This is a genomic window from Ciceribacter sichuanensis, assembly GCF_024055605.1.
GTDB classification, from domain to species: domain Bacteria; phylum Pseudomonadota; class Alphaproteobacteria; order Rhizobiales; family Rhizobiaceae; genus Allorhizobium; species Allorhizobium sichuanense.
In genome coordinates, this window is sequence record NZ_JAMXLX010000002.1 from 232764 (window position 1) to 248392 (window position 15629).

Annotated in this window: 16 protein-coding genes and 2 tRNA genes; 6 read left to right on the forward strand and 12 right to left on the reverse strand. The window is 59.8% G+C overall.

The features are described 5' to 3' along the window. The first annotated feature begins 24 nt into the window (after positions 1-24). The 3 genes from NBH21_RS07495 to NBH21_RS07505 are packed head-to-tail and all read left to right on the forward strand — an operon-like array spanning position 25 to position 1761. The gene (locus NBH21_RS07495; protein WP_250916091.1) at positions 25-807 is read left to right on the forward strand and encodes an adenosylcobinamide-GDP ribazoletransferase; all 783 of its coding nucleotides are present in this window, start codon (positions 25-27) and stop codon (positions 805-807) included. A 34-nt stretch (positions 808-841) separates the two neighbouring features. Next, positions 842-1063: a DUF1289 domain-containing protein gene (locus NBH21_RS07500; RefSeq protein ID WP_250916419.1), complete on the forward strand. Its 222-nt coding sequence runs from the start codon at positions 842-844 to the stop codon at positions 1061-1063. Beyond that, positions 1060-1761, forward strand: a complete 702-nt coding sequence (locus NBH21_RS07505) for a TIGR02281 family clan AA aspartic protease (RefSeq protein WP_250916090.1) — start codon at positions 1060-1062, stop codon at positions 1759-1761. Before NBH21_RS07500 ends, NBH21_RS07505 begins: the two co-directional genes overlap by 4 nt. Before the next feature lie 18 nt (positions 1762-1779). On the opposite strand, the gene NBH21_RS07510 is transcribed toward NBH21_RS07505, so the two are convergent. The 6 genes from NBH21_RS07510 to hmuQ all read right to left on the reverse strand — a co-directional run bounded on the left by NBH21_RS07510 (position 1780) and on the right by hmuQ (position 8184). After that, entirely contained in the window at positions 1780-3120 is a 1341-nt protein-coding gene (locus NBH21_RS07510) for a diguanylate cyclase domain-containing protein (protein ID WP_250916089.1), read from the reverse strand. Between the two features lie 104 nt (positions 3121-3224). Continuing rightward, positions 3225-4046, reverse strand: coding sequence for a response regulator (locus NBH21_RS07515; RefSeq protein WP_250916088.1), 822 nt, complete (start codon positions 4044-4046; stop codon positions 3225-3227). A 244-nt stretch (positions 4047-4290) separates the two neighbouring features. Beyond that, on the reverse strand, positions 4291-4542 hold the full coding sequence (locus tag NBH21_RS07520; RefSeq protein ID WP_250916087.1) for a hypothetical protein: 252 nt from the start codon (positions 4540-4542) through the stop codon (positions 4291-4293). A 133-nt stretch (positions 4543-4675) separates the two neighbouring features. Continuing rightward, entirely contained in the window at positions 4676-7156 is a 2481-nt protein-coding gene (locus NBH21_RS07525) for a mechanosensitive ion channel family protein (RefSeq protein ID WP_250916086.1), read from the reverse strand. A gap of 151 nt (positions 7157-7307) precedes the next feature. Continuing rightward, positions 7308-7832: a heme utilization cystosolic carrier protein HutX gene (gene hutX / locus NBH21_RS07530; protein WP_250916418.1), complete on the reverse strand. Its 525-nt coding sequence runs from the start codon at positions 7830-7832 to the stop codon at positions 7308-7310. Positions 7833-7839: 7 nt separating this feature from the next. Beyond that, complete coding sequence (gene hmuQ, locus NBH21_RS07535) at positions 7840-8184, reverse strand: heme-degrading protein HmuQ (protein WP_250916085.1); 345 nt, start codon at positions 8182-8184, stop codon at positions 7840-7842. 250 nt (positions 8185-8434) lie between these two features. Between hmuQ and NBH21_RS07540 the strand changes: the two genes are divergently transcribed. The 3 genes from NBH21_RS07540 to NBH21_RS07550 are packed head-to-tail and all read left to right on the forward strand — an operon-like array spanning position 8435 to position 11216. Then, complete coding sequence (locus tag NBH21_RS07540; protein ID WP_425340399.1) at positions 8435-9331, forward strand: heme/hemin ABC transporter substrate-binding protein; 897 nt, start codon at positions 8435-8437, stop codon at positions 9329-9331. Positions 9332-9336: 5 nt separating this feature from the next. Continuing rightward, a complete protein-coding gene (locus NBH21_RS07545) occupies positions 9337-10425 on the forward strand; it encodes a FecCD family ABC transporter permease (RefSeq protein WP_250916417.1) in 1089 nt (362 codons plus the stop codon). Continuing rightward, positions 10425-11216, forward strand: coding sequence for a heme ABC transporter ATP-binding protein (locus NBH21_RS07550; RefSeq protein WP_250916083.1), 792 nt, complete (start codon positions 10425-10427; stop codon positions 11214-11216). Before NBH21_RS07545 ends, NBH21_RS07550 begins: the two co-directional genes overlap by 1 nt. Before the next feature lie 256 nt (positions 11217-11472). Here the strand turns inward: NBH21_RS07550 and NBH21_RS07555 are convergent, their stop codons facing one another. The 6 genes from NBH21_RS07555 to NBH21_RS07580 form a co-directional block, all read right to left on the reverse strand. Continuing rightward, positions 11473-11808 carry a hypothetical protein gene (locus NBH21_RS07555; RefSeq protein ID WP_250916082.1) on the reverse strand — a complete coding sequence of 112 codons (336 nt, stop codon included), beginning with the start codon at positions 11806-11808 and terminating at the stop codon, positions 11473-11475. Positions 11809-11976: 168 nt separating this feature from the next. Next, positions 11977-12052 (reverse strand) — tRNA-Lys (locus NBH21_RS07560). Between the two features lie 405 nt (positions 12053-12457). Further along, positions 12458-12533 (reverse strand) — tRNA-Lys (locus NBH21_RS07565). 124 nt (positions 12534-12657) lie between these two features. Then, a complete protein-coding gene (locus NBH21_RS07570; RefSeq protein WP_250916081.1) occupies positions 12658-13575 on the reverse strand; it encodes a PhzF family phenazine biosynthesis protein in 918 nt (305 codons plus the stop codon). A gap of 79 nt (positions 13576-13654) precedes the next feature. Then, on the reverse strand, positions 13655-14407 hold the full coding sequence (locus NBH21_RS07575; RefSeq protein WP_250916080.1) for an NUDIX hydrolase: 753 nt from the start codon (positions 14405-14407) through the stop codon (positions 13655-13657). Next, positions 14404-15513, reverse strand: a complete 1110-nt coding sequence (locus NBH21_RS07580) for an endonuclease/exonuclease/phosphatase family protein (RefSeq protein ID WP_250916079.1) — start codon at positions 15511-15513, stop codon at positions 14404-14406. Before NBH21_RS07580 ends, NBH21_RS07575 begins: the two co-directional genes overlap by 4 nt. Positions 15514-15629 lie beyond the last annotated feature (116 nt).

A 15629-nucleotide genomic window follows, 5' to 3' on the forward strand; every position in this document is an offset into this window, starting at 1 on the left:
TTTGACATGGAGCAAGCAGAGCCGATGATCTTCAGCGACTACCTGACCGATACAGCGCGGTCGATCGCCTTCCTGAGCAGGCTGCCGGTTCCCTCCCGATTCTTCGAAGGCCATGACGGAGCCTTGTCCCGCACGGTGCGTGCCTTTCCGCTAGCAGGAGTGCTGATCGCCCTGCCCCCGGCGCTGACGTTTGCCGCAGCGCTTGCCCTGCATGCGACGCCACTGCTTGCCGCATTCCTCTCCATCGCAGTCCTTCTCGTCGTCACCGGCGCCCTGCACGAAGACGGCCTTTCGGACGCAGCCGACGGCCTCGGCGGCGGACGTGACCGGGAACACGCGCTCGCCATCATGAAGGACAGCCGCATCGGCTCCTATGGCGCCGTGACCATCGTGGTGGCCATTGGCATGCGGGCCGCCGCCCTCGCCCAGATAGCCGGCGCCGCAACGCCGGTTGCCGCAGCGGCCTGCCTCCTCGGTGCAGCCGCGGCAAGCCGGGCGCTGATGGTCTGGCACTGGTCGGCGCTTCCGCCGGCCCGCACCGGCGGCGTCGCGGCATCCGCAGGCAAGCCGGAGCCGGGAGCACGGCACGTCGCACTGATGTCCGGACTGCTCATATCCCTCGCACTCCTCCTGCCCGCATCCTCGCTGTTTGCCACCATGATCGCGCTGCTGGCCGGTATCCTGCTGACTGCGGGCTTTACTGCTCATGTACGCCGAAAACTCGGAGGACATACGGGCGACACCATCGGCGCCAGCCAGCAGGTCGCGGAAATCGCCACCCTCGTTGCCCTTGCCATGACTGCCTAGAGGACCGATATAAAAAAGGGAACAAGGTATGCTCATGGAATCACCCTGCATTCTCGTCTGCTCTATCGACATGAAGACCGGCTATTGCTTCGGTTGCGGCCGCACGCGTGACGAAATCGCGGGATGGATTGGCTATACCGATCAGGAACGGCGCTCCATCATGGAGGGCTTGCCGGCCCGGCTCGAAACCGTCGAACGCAAGCCCCGGCGCGAAACCCGCCGCGCGCGGATGACGCGTGAACGCGAGAACGGTTGATGCGCCTCGTCATCGTCCTTGCCATACTTGCCTTCGGTCTTGTCGTACTCCTGCTGAATCAGGATAGCGGACGCAGCTTCGGAATGGCCAATGGCGACTTCGCCAGCTTCATCAGCCTGCTTCCCTTCGCGGTCATGCTTTCCGCCGGCATTCTGGCAAGCCGGCGTTCCCTCGGAGAAAGCGCTCGACAACTGATGCTGTGGGTACTCATCATACTGACGCTCGTCACCGGCTATCTTTATCGGGATGACCTCAGGTCTATGGGGTCGCGACTGACAGCGGGACTGATTCCCGGGCGGGCGGTGATCGCCACCGGTATCGACGGCCAGCCGGAGGTGATTCTTCACAAGACCCGCGGCGGCCATTTCGAAACGACTATCGACATCGATTCCGTGCCTGTGGACGTGATGATCGACACGGGAGCAAGCACCGTCGCCTTGCGTTACGAAGACGCCCAGCGCATCGGTGTCGACATGTCCGGCCTCGTCTTCAACCGGGCAATTATGACAGCCAATGGCCGCGCTCTGGCCGCACAGGTTCGCCTTCGTCAGGTGGCTCTCGGCCCCATCGTTCGAAGGGATGTGGAAGCTTCGGTCATGGAGAAAGGCCAGCTCGACCAGAGCCTGCTCGGCATGAGCTTCCTCTCGACACTCGCGTCCCTGCAGATGCGAACCGACGAATTGCGGCTGCGCGACTGAGCGCAGGCCGTGATGGCGTCAGTTTGGCGCCGTCGACTCAAGCAGCATGCTGTCGGAATAGACGCGATTTCGCCCGTAACGCTTGGCGAAATAAAGGAACTGGTCGGCGGCGTTCAGATAGTTGGAGAAATTCTCCAATCCCCCGACCTCTGCGATGCCTATGGATGCGGTAACGGAGATGTCGTTGTCATCCAGCGCCACCTTGAGATCCGCGATGTTCTGCCGGATCATCTCGCAGAACTCGCTGGCAGCAACGGAATCGAGACCGTTCAGCAGCAGGCCGAACTCCTCGCCGCCCAGTCGTGCCAGAAGATAATCCGTATCCTCGGTCAGCGCCTGCAGCCTGGTTGCCACGGCCTTGAGAACACGGTCACCGATTTCGTGGCCATAGGTGTCGTTGAGCTTTTTGAAATGGTCGATATCGAGCATGGCCATGCTGCACGGCAGCCCCTGCTCCAGGCAGCTCGCAACCTTGGCCGGCCCCTCATCGAAGAAATGCCGACGGTTTCTGAGGCCCGTCAGGTAGTCGCTGAAGGCGGCAAGCCGCAACTGCCGAAGCTGCGACAGCGTCTCGACATTATGGCCGATGCGGCATTGCAGTTCCTCGACCACGAAAGGCCGATAAACGAAATCATTGGCGCCGGCCTTGAGGAAGCTCGCCGACAGCAGGCGGTCGGCGGAAGACGAGATGCCAATAATCCTGAGACGGTCGGAACCATGGGCGCGTCGAATGCGCCGGGTCAGCTCATAACCGTCCATGTCAGGCATGTTGTAGTCGGTGATGACCAGCTCAATGCCGGGATGGGCCTCCAGCATGCCCATGGCCTCGCTGCCGGTCGAGGCCTCGAAAACCTGAAATTGCTGCAGGCGCAGAAGCTCGGTCAACATCTGACGCGCCGAAGCCAGATCATCAACGACGAGCACTCGTACATGCCGGTTCGCCAGGATCCTGTCGACGGCGGTGATCACCATGTCGACCGCCCGTTCGTTGTTCTTGATCACGTAGTCGGCAACACCGCGCTCAACCAGCTTTTCACGCATCTCGCGATTGAAGTCGGCAGTGAACACGATCGCGGGAATGCCCAGTGCCACGACCTCATCGAGCACCTGCCCGTCGGGCGAATCCGGTAGGGTCAGATCGACGACCGCGACGTCGAAATGGGAACCGCCGCCGGAAGCCTCCTGGAACGCCCGGGTCGTCGCACAATGGGTGACGTTGTAGCCATGTTCCTTTTCGAAGCGGTGGCACAGCAGGGACGCGAAAGTCCGGGAATCCTCGATGACCAGCACATGCGCCTTCTTCCGATACGGGGATTGATCGACCGGATCCGGGAGGTTCGTGTTGGCAGGCAAGGACATTGTAGGCACTTTCAAAGGGACAAAAGAATTCTGAATGGTATGCGCTGCGGTTCGTCCCGGTCGCTCCAATATACATCCGACCGGGACAACGATTACGACTGCGACTATTTTCGCTTCTGCGCCGCACGTATCTGAATGAGTGTATCGAGATTCTGATTAACGCGGCAGTAGAATTCCTCATCAATAAAGGGTCTCAGCATGAAATCATTGCCGCCGACCTTGAGGAAACGGGCAGAAAGCAGGCGGTTGTTCGAAGACGACACCCCGATGATGCGCAGTTCGTGAGAACCACGGGCGGCACGGATGCGCCGGGTGAGTTCGAAACCGTCGATGTCGGGCATGTTGTAGTCGGTGACGACAAGGCCGATATCCGGATTGGCCTTGAGGATCTCCAGCGCCTTCGCACCGCTGTCGGCAACGCTGACCCGGAAATTGTACCGCTTCAGGCGGCTGGAAAGCAGGGCGCGCGCGGTAGCGCTGTCGTCCACGATCAACACGTGATGCTGGTGATTGGTGAGGAAGCGATAGACCGACTCAGCCAGCATCTCCACGGCGAAGATGTTGTCCTTCAGAATGTAGTCGACGATGTCCTTGGCGAGAAGCTTCTCACGCATCTCTCCCTGGAAAGTGCCAGTAAAGACGACGGTCGGGATATTGAGGTCGATCAGATATTCCAGCGCCTCGCCATTCTCCGCCCCCGGCAGATTTATATTCGAAATGGCAAGGGTCACGGGTTCCTGCGACAGCTCGTTTGCCGCCTGCAGGTCTTCGAAGGTGCGGCATATCTCCGCATTGATACCGAATAGCTCCCTCAGGCGCGTTCCGATCATGGAAGTGAAAACATTCGAATCTTCGGCAACGATGATCCGAGCATCAGGAAATGTTTCTCCGGAATATTGCATTCCGGAAATACCGAGGAGAGCCATGCGCCTTTGACCTTGAGAAACTGTTTTTGACTTGCACTTGGACGACTTGCAGAACGATCATGTTCTGGGCAGCGCCATAAAAACATGCAGAGATTAATCCCCAATAAAAAAGGGACTGCAACTGCCGCCCCTTTTCCTGCCTCTTGTCAGTTTCGAAGCATTTTATCTGTGCCCCGACCTGAAACAGACAAAAAACGCCCGTCGAAGCGGGCGTTCTGCATATGCGAAAATGAGACGATATACCTCAGTGGATTGTCGCCGCTCCGTCCTTGATCTCGATGGTTTCACCACCCTCCAGACCGACGCGGTCGCCATTCGGCAGCGTCACGAAACAGCCGGAGGGGCAAATCTTCTCCGAGGACCCGGCATCGATCGAAACTTCCATACGATTGCCATTTTCCACGACCACAAGAACAACGGCGCCGGAACCGGCATTGGTAACCGTCGCCGCGATGGCACCGCTGCTCAGACCGAGCACAAGAAATGTCGCCGCCATGATCTTTTTCATGCGAATTCGGTGCGCCTGCACCGTCCTCTCGTTGCGCTTCGCCGCACCCGGGATATTCTCGGGCTGTGCGAGCTTGCCCCCTTCTATCGTTTCACCGCTGAATAGAGCCTGAACGCAACGTTCATGGCAAGATCTTGTCTTCATCCTCCTGGTCGGGAGTATTGCGGAGTTCGGTTTTGTTACGTCCCCGACCCCATCCGGCTTTGTTTTCCTCCCGACCAATATGCAGACGCACATCCTGGTGAGGATAGGGAATCTGGATGCCTTCCACCTTGAAGCGCTCGAAGATCGTGACGCGCAGGTCATTCTTGACCGGCAGGCCCCCAAGGACATCGGCGACGAAGCCCCGAAGTTCGAAATCAAGCGACGACGCGCCGAAGCCGTTGAACATCACCACCGGCTCGGGGTTGCGCAGCACGTCGGGATGGGCATTGGCGATTTCCAACAGCAACTCCATCACCCGGCGCGGATCGTTGTCATAGCTCACGCCCACCGGGATCTCGATGCGGCCGAGCTTGTTGCGGTGTGTCCAGTTACCGACCGGAGCATTGATGAGTTCGGAATTCGGAACGATGATCGACTGACGCTGGAACGTCTCGATCTCCGTGGCGCGCACGGAAATGCGGCGAACGAAGCCCTCCGTCGTGCCCGTCGCCACCCAGTCGCCGACCTTGAACGGCCGCTCGACCAGCAGGATGAGGCCCGAGACGAAATTCGAGACAATATTCTGCAGACCGAAACCGATACCGAGGGAAAGAGCACCGGCGACGAGGGCAAGGCTAGAAAGATCGATGCCCGCCGCCGAAATGCCGATCAGGCCGGCAATCCCGGTGCCAAGATAGCCGATACCGGTCTTGACCGAGTTACGCACGCCGGCATCGACCTGCGAACGCGCCATGATGCTACCATCAAGCCATTTCTGGAACCAGCGCGTGACAACCAGACCGACGCTGAAAAGCAGGATACCGCCAAGAATGCCGACCAATGATATGCGGATGGTTCCGACATGGATCTCGGTGAAGATGTTGTAGAACCAGAGCTGCAGGTCCCTGGGCTGGAAGCCCCAGGAAATCAGGATCAGCGGAATACCGATTGTCAGCGCGAAGGCATAGATCAGCAATCCGGCGACCATGCCCGCCTGATCGAGCGCAATTGCCGACAGCGAGAAACGCTTCTCCAGATATTTCCCGACCCGCGTTTCGCCGAAGCGATTGGGTGCCGAGATCGCCTTGCCGGAGAGAATGCCAATATACATCGTGGCGATGACTGCGCCCGTCAGGATGATCTGGGTGGCAAGGAAGCGCGCCAGCCCGACATAGCCGATGACGCTGGCGAAGACGAGGCCGAAACCGATGAGCCTCAGCAGCACGGCAAAGGCCTTCGGCCAGGGCCTGCCTCTTTCCGCCGGATCATTGTTATCGCTGAGAACGGGCCTCAGGAACGAAACGATGAAGATGATGATGCCGACGACCACCGACGACACGAGGCTCTTCATGACGGTGAGAACGACGGGCGAACTCAGCGTCTCGCTGATCGAGCCGAGTACGTAGTCGAAGCCATTGACCACCGCCATGGCCACCACCGCAATATTGATATCGCGCGCGCCCTTGTCCGAAAGCCTGACCAGACGCCAGCTCGGTGCCCTCGGGGCGAGAACCGCCCGCGCCAGCATCGAGACGAAGAACACGAGACCGGCCAGTCCGAAAAGGGCCGAAACGATCGGCGAAATATCCGGCCTCAGCACGTTGAAGGTTTCAAGGAAAAAGAAGCTCGCGCCAAGAAAGGCTCCGAGCGCCATGGCCGGCAGGATGGTGGACCAGAAGGCAACAGAGAACCGGCTCATATAGGCCGGGTCCCTGTTGTCGGGATCGCGTTTGATCAGCGAACCAAACAGCCGGTACTCCACATAGAGCATCACCAGTGCCAGAGACAGCGACAGCATCACGGCAGTACCGAACGGCACGCGCTTGAACTTCCAGATAAAGGAATACCAGCTGGATATGGTCCGACCGAAACGGCTGATTTCGTTCGAGAACGAGCTCAGCGCTTCGTCGAAGACCTCGCCCGAAATCTCCGTGTGCTCAAAGAGCTGGTCGGCGAACAGCCGACGGCGGATATCGGTTATGGCCTTCGAGAGGTTGGTGCCACGGATCGACAGGTCCTCCGCCTGCCCCGTCAGCGTATTGATCTGCAACCGCTCGGCATTCAGCTTGTTGCGCTCCTCCGTGATCTCCGGAGCTTCGGCGGGCTGGCCGTCCTTCGGCGCCTCACCGAGCTGCGTTAGTCGTGTCGTCACGTCGTTCAGGCGCGGCCGAAGCTGGACGGAAATCTGCAGGAGGTCGTGGGAAAGATTGTCCACCTGCGCCTTGATATCGACCAGAGCCGAATCGTCTGTCTTCCTTGCCTCGACCTGAGCCTCCAGATTATCGAGTCGCGCCTGCGTCTCCTCAATCTTCGTCGCGGCATTGCCCATGGCATCGTCACGCTGCAACAGGTTGTCCTGCGCCAGAACCTGCCCACCGCAGCCCGGCAGGAAAGCGGGAGAGAGGGCAAGCAAGGCGACGATGGCAAGCGGATAGAGGCGGCGGCAAATACGGAACAAGGTCAATTCCCTAAGTGGTCTTGTGCGATTTGCGCGGACAATAGTTTCAGTTTCAGTCAAAAGAAAGAACGGTAACCAGCAGCTCAAAATGAAATGCCGGCCCCGCTTTGTCACGGGACCGGCATGGATTTCAGTCAGATGTTCCGAACGATTAGACGGCAGCGATCTTCGCCCGAAGCTCTTCGAACCGCTGCAACTGCTCGCCGATCAGTGCCCTTTCGGCGTCGCGCCGGACGAAGACCTTGAACATCGCCCGGCCCTCGCCGTTCATGAACCAGACGGAACAGGACCGGCGGCCATGAAAACCGCGATCGACAAACGCGATCGACGTGCAGCGCTCCTTGCGGATATGGCCTCCGATCGGGCTGTCTCCATGGATATTGAACCAGCCGTGACCTTCGCTGCCGGCCGGAAGGCTGCCCTCCACCTCGAGCACGATGTCTTCGGTGTGCACGATCAGCAGGACCTCGCCCCAACCGGTCAGATCCGTCCAGATGCTGTCCCAGCGATCTGCAGGCGCAAGCACCGCTGCACCTTCCGGAAGTACGGCCAGCACATCGGCAGGCGTTACTCCGGCGGTGGCGGCGATAGCCTCGACCACGCCATCCGGTTTCTCCGCAAGAGCGGCACGCGCCCGGTCAGCCCTTTCGGCCATGGAATTCAGCGCCCCTTCCATGTCAACCTCAGGCAGCCTCTGCGTCGGAGCGCTTGCCGTCGCGATCTTCATGGATAATCACTTCGAAGCCTTCGAAATGCGGGCCGGAAAGATACTGCACCTTGCTTTCGCCGGCACGCGCATGGGCGGCGCGGAACTGCTCGGACTTGGTCCAAGCAACGAATGCCTCCTGGCTTTCCCAGACGGTGTGGGAGGCATAGAGCGTATGATCTTCCGCCTTCGGTCCCTTCAGCATGTGGAACTCAATGTAACCAGGCAGTTCGGCAAGACGGCCCTGGCGGGAACGCCACTGCGCTTCGAACGCCTCTTCGAAACCCGGAAGAACCCGGAAACGGTTCATAGCAATATACATAAGCAAATCCCTTCTTCGTCCGGCAGGCCAACCGCGACGGCTTTCCAGCCCGCCCTTCAATTGAAAATCGGTGCACAACATTGGCACCCGATCTGTTGCCTTCCTAGTAAAACTTTCATATAAAAGTCAAGTTAAATGTCGCTACGCAAGCGACCGATTTCGCACGCAATTCGGCCTGCCGCACCAGCCGGTTCGTCCCGAAACGAAAACGGAATCAGAATTACAGGATATTGAAATGACTGATTTTTCCATGTCGCTTGCCACTGTTTCGCGTCACCTCGCGACCACCGTTTTTCTGCTCGCCGCCGGCGCAGGCGCCGCACTTGCCCAGTCCCCCGTCATCGATGCCAAGCGTATCGTTTCGGTCGGCGGAACCGCGACGGAAATCATCTATGCACTCGGTCAGGGTGACCGCCTCGTCGCCGTCGATACGACGAGCACCTATCCCGCCGATACCGCGAACAAGGCAAGCGTCGGTTACATGCGACAGCTCTCCGCCGAGGGCGTGCTTTCCCAGAAGGCCGATCTTATCGTGATGGAGGCAGGCTCCGGTCCGGCAGACGCAATCGCCATCCTGAAGGCGAGCGGCGTTCCGATCGCCACCATCTCGACCCCACCGGAAGCCTCAGAAATCGGCAACAAGATCCGCGCTGTCGGCGCAGCCATCGGCAAGGACAGCGAAGCCGAAAAGCTCGCATCCGACGTCGAAGCCAAACTGAAGACGCTCGAAACGGAGATTTCCGCACTACCCGAGCCCCGCAAGCGCGTGCTGTTCGCCCTGTCGCTCGCCAATGGTCGCGTTATGGCCGCCGGCAGCCATACTACTGCCGATGCCATCATCGGGCTTGCCGGAGGCATCAATGCGGTCTCCGATGTGCAGGGCTACAAGCCCCTCAGCGACGAAGCCGTCATCGCTGCCAAGCCGGACATCGTCCTCGTCATGAATGGCGGCGCCATGCACATGACGGCCGAACAGGCCTTTGCCCTGCCGGCATTGCAGGCAACACCCGCCGGCGCAAACAAGGCGTTCATCGCCATGGATGGCCTCTACCTGCTTGGCCTCGGCCCGAGATCGGCGGAGGCAGCACACGACCTCGCGGCACAGCTCTATCCCGGCGCCGTCAAGCCCGCAGAGAGCAAGCCATGAACGCGATGGCGACCTTCGTCGCAAAGACGGCAAGGCCGACCGTTCCCGGTGACCGTTCCGGTTCCGGCGTCATCGTTGTCGCCTTGCTGCTGATCCTGCTTGCCGCGGGCGCGTTCGCCTCGCTTGTCACCGGTCCCACGGGCGTCGGTCTGCCGGATCTCATCGCCTATTTTTCCGGGCAAAGTGCAGAGATGTCTCAGCAAGATCTTGCGATCATGGAAGCCGTCCGCCTGCCACGCACCGCGCTCGGCATTCTCGTTGGCGCGGGCCTGGGCGTTTCCGGGGCCATGATGCAGGGGCTGTTCCGCAACCCCCTTGCCGATCCGGGCATTGTGGGCGTGACATCGGGTGCGGCCTTCGCCGCCGTCTGCGCCATCGTATTGGGAGGCACGGTGCTGGCGCCAGTGCAGGCGCTTCTCGGCAATCAATTCCTGCCGATCATGGCTTTTGCCGGCGGCCTCGCCAACACCTTTCTCCTTTACGCCATCGCCACGCGCAATGGCCAGACCTCGACCACCGCCCTGATCCTTTCGGGGATCGCCATCGGTGCGATGAGCGCGGCCGCCACCGGCCTGCTGATCTTCATCGCCGACGACCGGGCTCTGCGTGACATCACCTTCTGGTCGCTGGGCTCGCTGGGTGGCGCCACCTATGCCAAGATCCTAGCAACCCTGCCGTTCATTCTCTTCGTGCTCGTCATCATTCCCTTCGTCGCCCGCGGCCTCGATGCGCTGGTGCTCGGCGATGCGGCGGCCTTCCATATGGGCATTCCGGTACAGCGCCTGAAACGCTGGTCCATCGTCGCCGTCGCGGCTGCCTGTGGCGCAACGGTCGCCGTTGCCGGCTCGATCTCCTTCGTGGGGATCGTCGTGCCGCATCTGCTGCGCCTCGCCATCGGCCCGTCACACCGTTTCCTGCTGCCCGCCTCCGCCATCGGGGGCGCTGCCCTCCTCCTCTTCGCCGACAGCATCGCCAGAACCGTTGCCGCACCGGCAGAACTTCCAATCGGCATCATCACAGCAATCCTCGGAGCCCCGGTCTTCCTCTTCCTGCTGCTTGGCCGCAGCGGACGCGCAGCCATGGATGGCCTCTGATGATCGAAGCCACCAATGTTTCCATCCGTCGCTCGGGCCGGCTCCTGATCGACAGGATCAGCCTTGCCGTGACACCCGGCAGCGTCACCGCCGTCATCGGCCCGAACGGTGCCGGCAAATCGACACTGATGAAGGTCCTGTCAGGGGAAATACCGCCGGATGAAGGATCGGTCAGCTGCAACGGACGTAACCTCCGGCAACTCTCTCCGATCGAACTCGCCGCAGAGCGCGCCGTGCTGCCGCAATCCACGGTGCTGTCCTTCCCGTTCACCGCGCTGGAAGTGGCTCGCATGGGCGCGGTCGCCTATGGCGATCCGGATCCCGCCAATTCGGCGCGGCGCGCACTTTCCCGCGTAGGCCTCGAAGGCTTCGAGGCACGCGCCTACAACGCCCTGTCAGGCGGCGAACAGCAGCGCGTGCAGTTCGCCCGCGTGCTCGCCCAAGTGCCGTCCGCAGTGGAGAATGGCAAGGCCCGGGCGCTCTTCCTTGATGAGCCAACATCGAGCCTAGACATCGGTCACCAGATCGCTGTTCTGGAAATTGCCCGAGACTTCGCCAGGGACGGCGGCGCGGTGCTGGCGATCCTGCACGACCTCAACCTTGCGGCGGAATTCGCGGACGATCTTGTGGTCCTGAGCCATGGCCGCGTGGTGGCCAGAGGACGTCCATCGGAGACGCTTCGCGACGATGTGATCAGCGAGGTCTATGGCATCAAAGGTACAGTGGGCCGGGTACCGAACGAAGCAATACCCTTCGTTCTGCCGCAGTCCCGAATCAGCCAAATGGATTAAAGCCGGCTAACGGAGTTATCCACAGCTTTCCACAGGCCTTGCGTGAGAAAACGCGCCTAATTTCCGCAACATTCCCGGAACATTTGAATCGAAGAGCGGAACAAAACGGGATTATTATTATCGACGGAAAGCTGCGGGTGTTGTGAGCCGCCTTTTCCGCAAATTCCGTATCCCTTCGCCGGCAAAGAACAGTGCCACCGAAGGGATTAGATTGGGCATAACCCCACTCACATAGGGAAATGCAGCCGGCGAAGGCTCATTCGTGAATGGTGTAGGAACCCAGCTCGCAAAGGTTCTGCGAGTCTTCGGTCGTGTCCAGATTGGAATCCTCATCGAATTCGAAACGCATGTCGTATTCGCAAACCGTGCGACCGTCAGCGATGGTGAGCTGTACGCTCTCGCCCGGCCCGAGAACGTCCTTGCCGAAGACATCCTCTTCCCAGTCGTCTACGCCGACCGGAGACGTATAGAAGCGGGTCAGAACGGAATTCGTGCCGTTGGTAAGTGTGAAGACCAGGTCCTCGGCCTGCGCCGCGGTGGTGGTCAGGATTGCAGCCGCCAGAAAGCCTGCGGCGGAAAGCATCGTTCTCATGCGAAACAAATCTCCAAGCCCGAGATTGGGCAAGGTCTGCTTATCGCAAAATGGTAAAGTAACGATCCTGTGATCGGCTTGGATTGCTGACCAATTTTGGACGGTGCGCAAAAATTTCCGACAAAGCGGAATATTATCTTCCAAAACACAAGTGTTTTTAGGAGATGATGGTGGGTGATGTAGGGCTCGAACCTACGACCCGCTGATTAAGAGTCAGCTGCTCTACCAACTGAGCTAATCACCCGTTAGCACCGTCTGGCGGTGTGAGAGGGCGTATAGACAGGATCCGTGTTGTTGTCCAGCCCAGAATATCCTTGCCGAGACATCTTCTTTCAGCCCAGGCATGCCGACCGAAGACGTGCAGAAGCGGTTCAGAACGGATTTCGTACACTCGTCAGCACAGACACCGGATTCTCGGACTGCGCCGCGGTGACTTCAGGGGTGTAGCTGCATGCTAGACTGCGGTGGAAAACATCGACCTCATGCGAAACAAATCTCCAAGACCGAGACTGGGCAAGGTCTGCTTATCGCAAAACAGTCAGCAGCGCCCCTGTGACCGCAAATGGCGCAGGCCAATTTCGGACTATGCGCGAAAAATTTCCGCCGGAGCGGAATTTTTACTTTCAAGTCAGAGATCTTGAAGAGATGATGGTGGGTGATGTAGGGCTCGAACCTACGACCCGCTGATTAAGAGTCAGCTGCTCTACCAACTGAGCTAATCACCCGTCAGCACCGTCTGTCGGTGTGAGAGGGCGTATAAACAGGATCCGCGTTGTTGTCCAGCGCGGAAACCTGAATTCTTTGCCCTTTTGTCAAAAAAAATTAAAAAACAAAAATCGTCCTTTGTTTTCAGATATCTAGAACACCGCTCGCAAAACGTACCGCTTGTCCGCCGATGCGAGCCCGGGAAATTTCGCCATCCTTGGCATCGATATGAAGGTGAATATAGGATGGCCGGCCCATCTCCACGCCCTGTTCCACCATCATGGGGTGATGTCCGTCCGGAAGCGCATCGAAATGACGGATTGCCCCCGAAAGGGCCGCAACGGCTGACCCCGTCGCGGGGTCCTCGGAAATACCCATGTCGGGCGAAAACATTCGCGCGTGGAACCTGGCTCCGTGATGCACGCCACCGCGACAATAGACATAGGCAGAGGTCAGCCCACCCTCGCAGAGCGGCGCAGTCCGCTCCCAAAGCTGCGGATCGAAATCCACCCGCTCGACTGCGCTGAGATTGTGCACGGGTACCAGAAGGAACGGAACGCCTGCGCTCCAAATGGATGGAGCATGATTCTCGAAACCGAGCTCGGTGATTTTCAGCGACAGCGCATCGGCGATGCCCTGCCGGTCCAGCGCCAGCTCATAGCTCATCGAGGTCTTGGGCAGATCGAACTCCGCGAAGCTCGCCTCCCCCTCCCTCAGCCGCACCGCACAGCGTACCGGTCCGACATTCTCTTCCAGTACCGACACGAGATCGAGATTGCCGCCGCCATCCTCATATGCGCGTTCGGCAAGCGCGATCGCAGTGCCCACGGTCGGATGGCCGGCGAAAGGCAGTTCGCGCGCCGGCGTGAAGATACGCACCCGTGCGCTATGGGACCCGTTCGACGCCTTCATGACGAATACCGTCTCCGACAGGCTCATTTCCGCAGCTATCCCCTGCATCGCCTCATCGGTCAGGTCATCGGCTTCGAACACGACAGCCAGAGGATTGCCAGCCAGTTTCCGGTTGGTGAAAACGTCGTAGATTGAATAGGGGCGCGCCAAGGGAAGTCTCCGACTATACTTGCATTTCGAACCCAGGAGACTGCCCGACCTTGCCGCGAGGTGCAAGCAGGCAGAACGGCTAACCCTTCCCGGCGAAAAACCACTCAAGCACCGGCGGCATGGCCGCGTTATAGGGATGGGCGCCCGGATCGGAGGACCGGATCGCAACCGCTCCGGCAATCTCCTTTTCCTCGTCCACCAGCATATGCGCCGCGATGCACGCGAGCAATTCGTCCGCCGACCTGTCGAACCGGTAGCGCTGCAGGATGGTAAGCCGCCGGTTGCGGTAGCTGCCGAAAAATCCGCCCTCGGGTGTGGCCTCATCGAGGTCCAGCCCTGTCTCCTCTCGCACCTCGCGCCGCATGTTGCCGGTGAGGTCGCATTGCCCGTCGACGATATCGCTCCGGTCGAGCGAGCCGGCAGCGAAATAGACCTGCCCGGCATTGGCCGTATGCGCGCCCATCTTCACGGCGATCAGGGCGTTGTCGGAGGAAATGATGACCGGAAAGCAGAAGGTGTGATATCCACCCCGCCCCTGTCTCTGTCCCTGCGGTTGGCGACGCCACCACATGAAGGTGGAGTAAGGAACTATGAAGGCCTCCCCCTCCAGGACGCCATCGCAAAAGGTCAGCCGGTTCTGGAAGACGAGATCGCCGTTGAAGAGCGCCGGATTGGCAGCAATCTCCCGCTCCCAGTTTTCCTCCGCAGCTTCCTTCTCGGCCCGATGGAACGGGTGCTCGCCTTCGAGAACGCGAAGGCTGATCTCCTTCACCGGGAAGACGCGCCCGTCATCCGGCAGTCCCGTCTGATCGCGAAAGGGAAGATCGGTCATGGAATATCCAGTGAAATGACGATGGGGCAATGATCGGAGGCCTTCGGTCGGTCCCAGCCGACGCGCGGATAACGCTCGACATCCTGACCCGGCGGAAACACCGTACGGAACGGCTGGCCGGCACGGATAATGTCGGGGCTTTTGCCCGGATTGGCGGCGGCCAGAGCCGGCGAAAGCCAGATATAGTCGAGTTGGCAGAGATGCTGCTCAGCCGGCCCGCGCGCATGGTAAAGCGTCCAGCGGTCAAGCGGCTCACGCCGCAGCATGACATTTTCGGCAAACCCATCGGCAGAAAAAACGTCGAGCGCGCTCGGCCTCGTTTCGCGGTATTCGAAGCGATAGCCGGTCCGCCGGTCGCCGATCACGTCCACCCGCTCCTGATAGTCGTTCATGTCGCCGCATATGGCGAAATTCTTGTCGGCCGTCTGCCCCTTGCCGAAACGCTGCTCGATGATGTGGCGCACCGCCTTCGTTTCCGCCTCGCGGACCGGCATCGTCGACGTGCGCCCATCCATACCGTCGCGACCGTTGGTCATCGACTTGAAGTGGACGACATAGAGCGTGAAGGGCCGCCCTCCGACCATGAGATCAAGTTCAAGGCAGTCACGCTTGAAGATCCGGTCGTCGGGCTTTGCATAATTTGCGACCGCGGGTGTGAAGAGTCCGAGATCGTCATAGGTCAGCGCCGCATGGCTCTTGATGTCGGCAACGGAAATGGTCTCGCCGTCGCGGGTCTGCTCGCGCATCATCACGCCGACATCGATGCCGCGGCTGTCATTGCCCTCAACGAGATATTTGTGCCGGTAGCCGGCGCCCATCATCCGGAAGAGATAGCCGTATTCGAAGTTCTGCAGGGCGGTCATGTTGTCGACCTCCTCCAGACAGAGGATATCGGCATCAGCATCGGCGATCGCCAGCGCCGAAAGCTGGCGGGTATCGTCGGTCGATGCCACCACCCGCGCCGCCTCGAGCCGCTGGTAATCCTGCTCGTTTCGCATATCGAACAACTGTAAGACGCGATCCTGTCGCAACTGGTTGCGAAAACCGGTGAAATCAAAACGGGTTATCAGGTTCTCGATATTGAACGTGCCCAGTCTCAGCGCCATGCAAATCATCCATTGAAAATATCACGTAAGCGATCGACACGCCCACGCCGATGAAGATAGACACTAATGATCGCGCCGTCATGAACGCAGCGAAACGAAATTGTCCGGCGAACCCA

What these genes read in the sequence shown, in the direction of transcription:
- NBH21_RS07495 (WP_250916091.1), top strand. Translation starts at nt 25, where the DNA reads ATGATCTTCAGCGACTACCTGACCGATACAGCGCGGTCGATCGCCTTC.
- NBH21_RS07500 (WP_250916419.1), top strand. Translation starts at nt 842, where the DNA reads ATGGAATCACCCTGCATTCTCGTCTGCTCTATCGACATGAAGACCGGC.
- NBH21_RS07510 (WP_250916089.1), bottom strand. Translation starts at nt 3,120, where the DNA reads ATGTCCTTGCCTGCCAACACGAACCTCCCGGATCCGGTCGATCAATCC.
- NBH21_RS07515 (WP_250916088.1), bottom strand. Translation starts at nt 4,046, where the DNA reads ATGGCTCTCCTCGGTATTTCCGGAATGCAATATTCCGGAGAAACATTT.
- NBH21_RS07520 (WP_250916087.1), bottom strand. Translation starts at nt 4,542, where the DNA reads ATGGCGGCGACATTTCTTGTGCTCGGTCTGAGCAGCGGTGCCATCGCG.
- hutX (WP_250916418.1), bottom strand. Translation starts at nt 7,832, where the DNA reads ATGGAAGGGGCGCTGAATTCCATGGCCGAAAGGGCTGACCGGGCGCGT.
- hmuQ (WP_250916085.1), bottom strand. Translation starts at nt 8,184, where the DNA reads ATGTATATTGCTATGAACCGTTTCCGGGTTCTTCCGGGTTTCGAAGAG.
- NBH21_RS07540 (WP_425340399.1), top strand. Translation starts at nt 8,435, where the DNA reads ATGTCGCTTGCCACTGTTTCGCGTCACCTCGCGACCACCGTTTTTCTG.
- NBH21_RS07545 (WP_250916417.1), top strand. Translation starts at nt 9,337, where the DNA reads ATGGCGACCTTCGTCGCAAAGACGGCAAGGCCGACCGTTCCCGGTGAC.
- NBH21_RS07550 (WP_250916083.1), top strand. Translation starts at nt 10,425, where the DNA reads ATGATCGAAGCCACCAATGTTTCCATCCGTCGCTCGGGCCGGCTCCTG.
- NBH21_RS07555 (WP_250916082.1), bottom strand. Translation starts at nt 11,808, where the DNA reads ATGAGAACGATGCTTTCCGCCGCAGGCTTTCTGGCGGCTGCAATCCTG.
- NBH21_RS07575 (WP_250916080.1), bottom strand. Translation starts at nt 14,407, where the DNA reads ATGACCGATCTTCCCTTTCGCGATCAGACGGGACTGCCGGATGACGGG.
- NBH21_RS07580 (WP_250916079.1), bottom strand. Translation starts at nt 15,513, where the DNA reads ATGGCGCTGAGACTGGGCACGTTCAATATCGAGAACCTGATAACCCGT.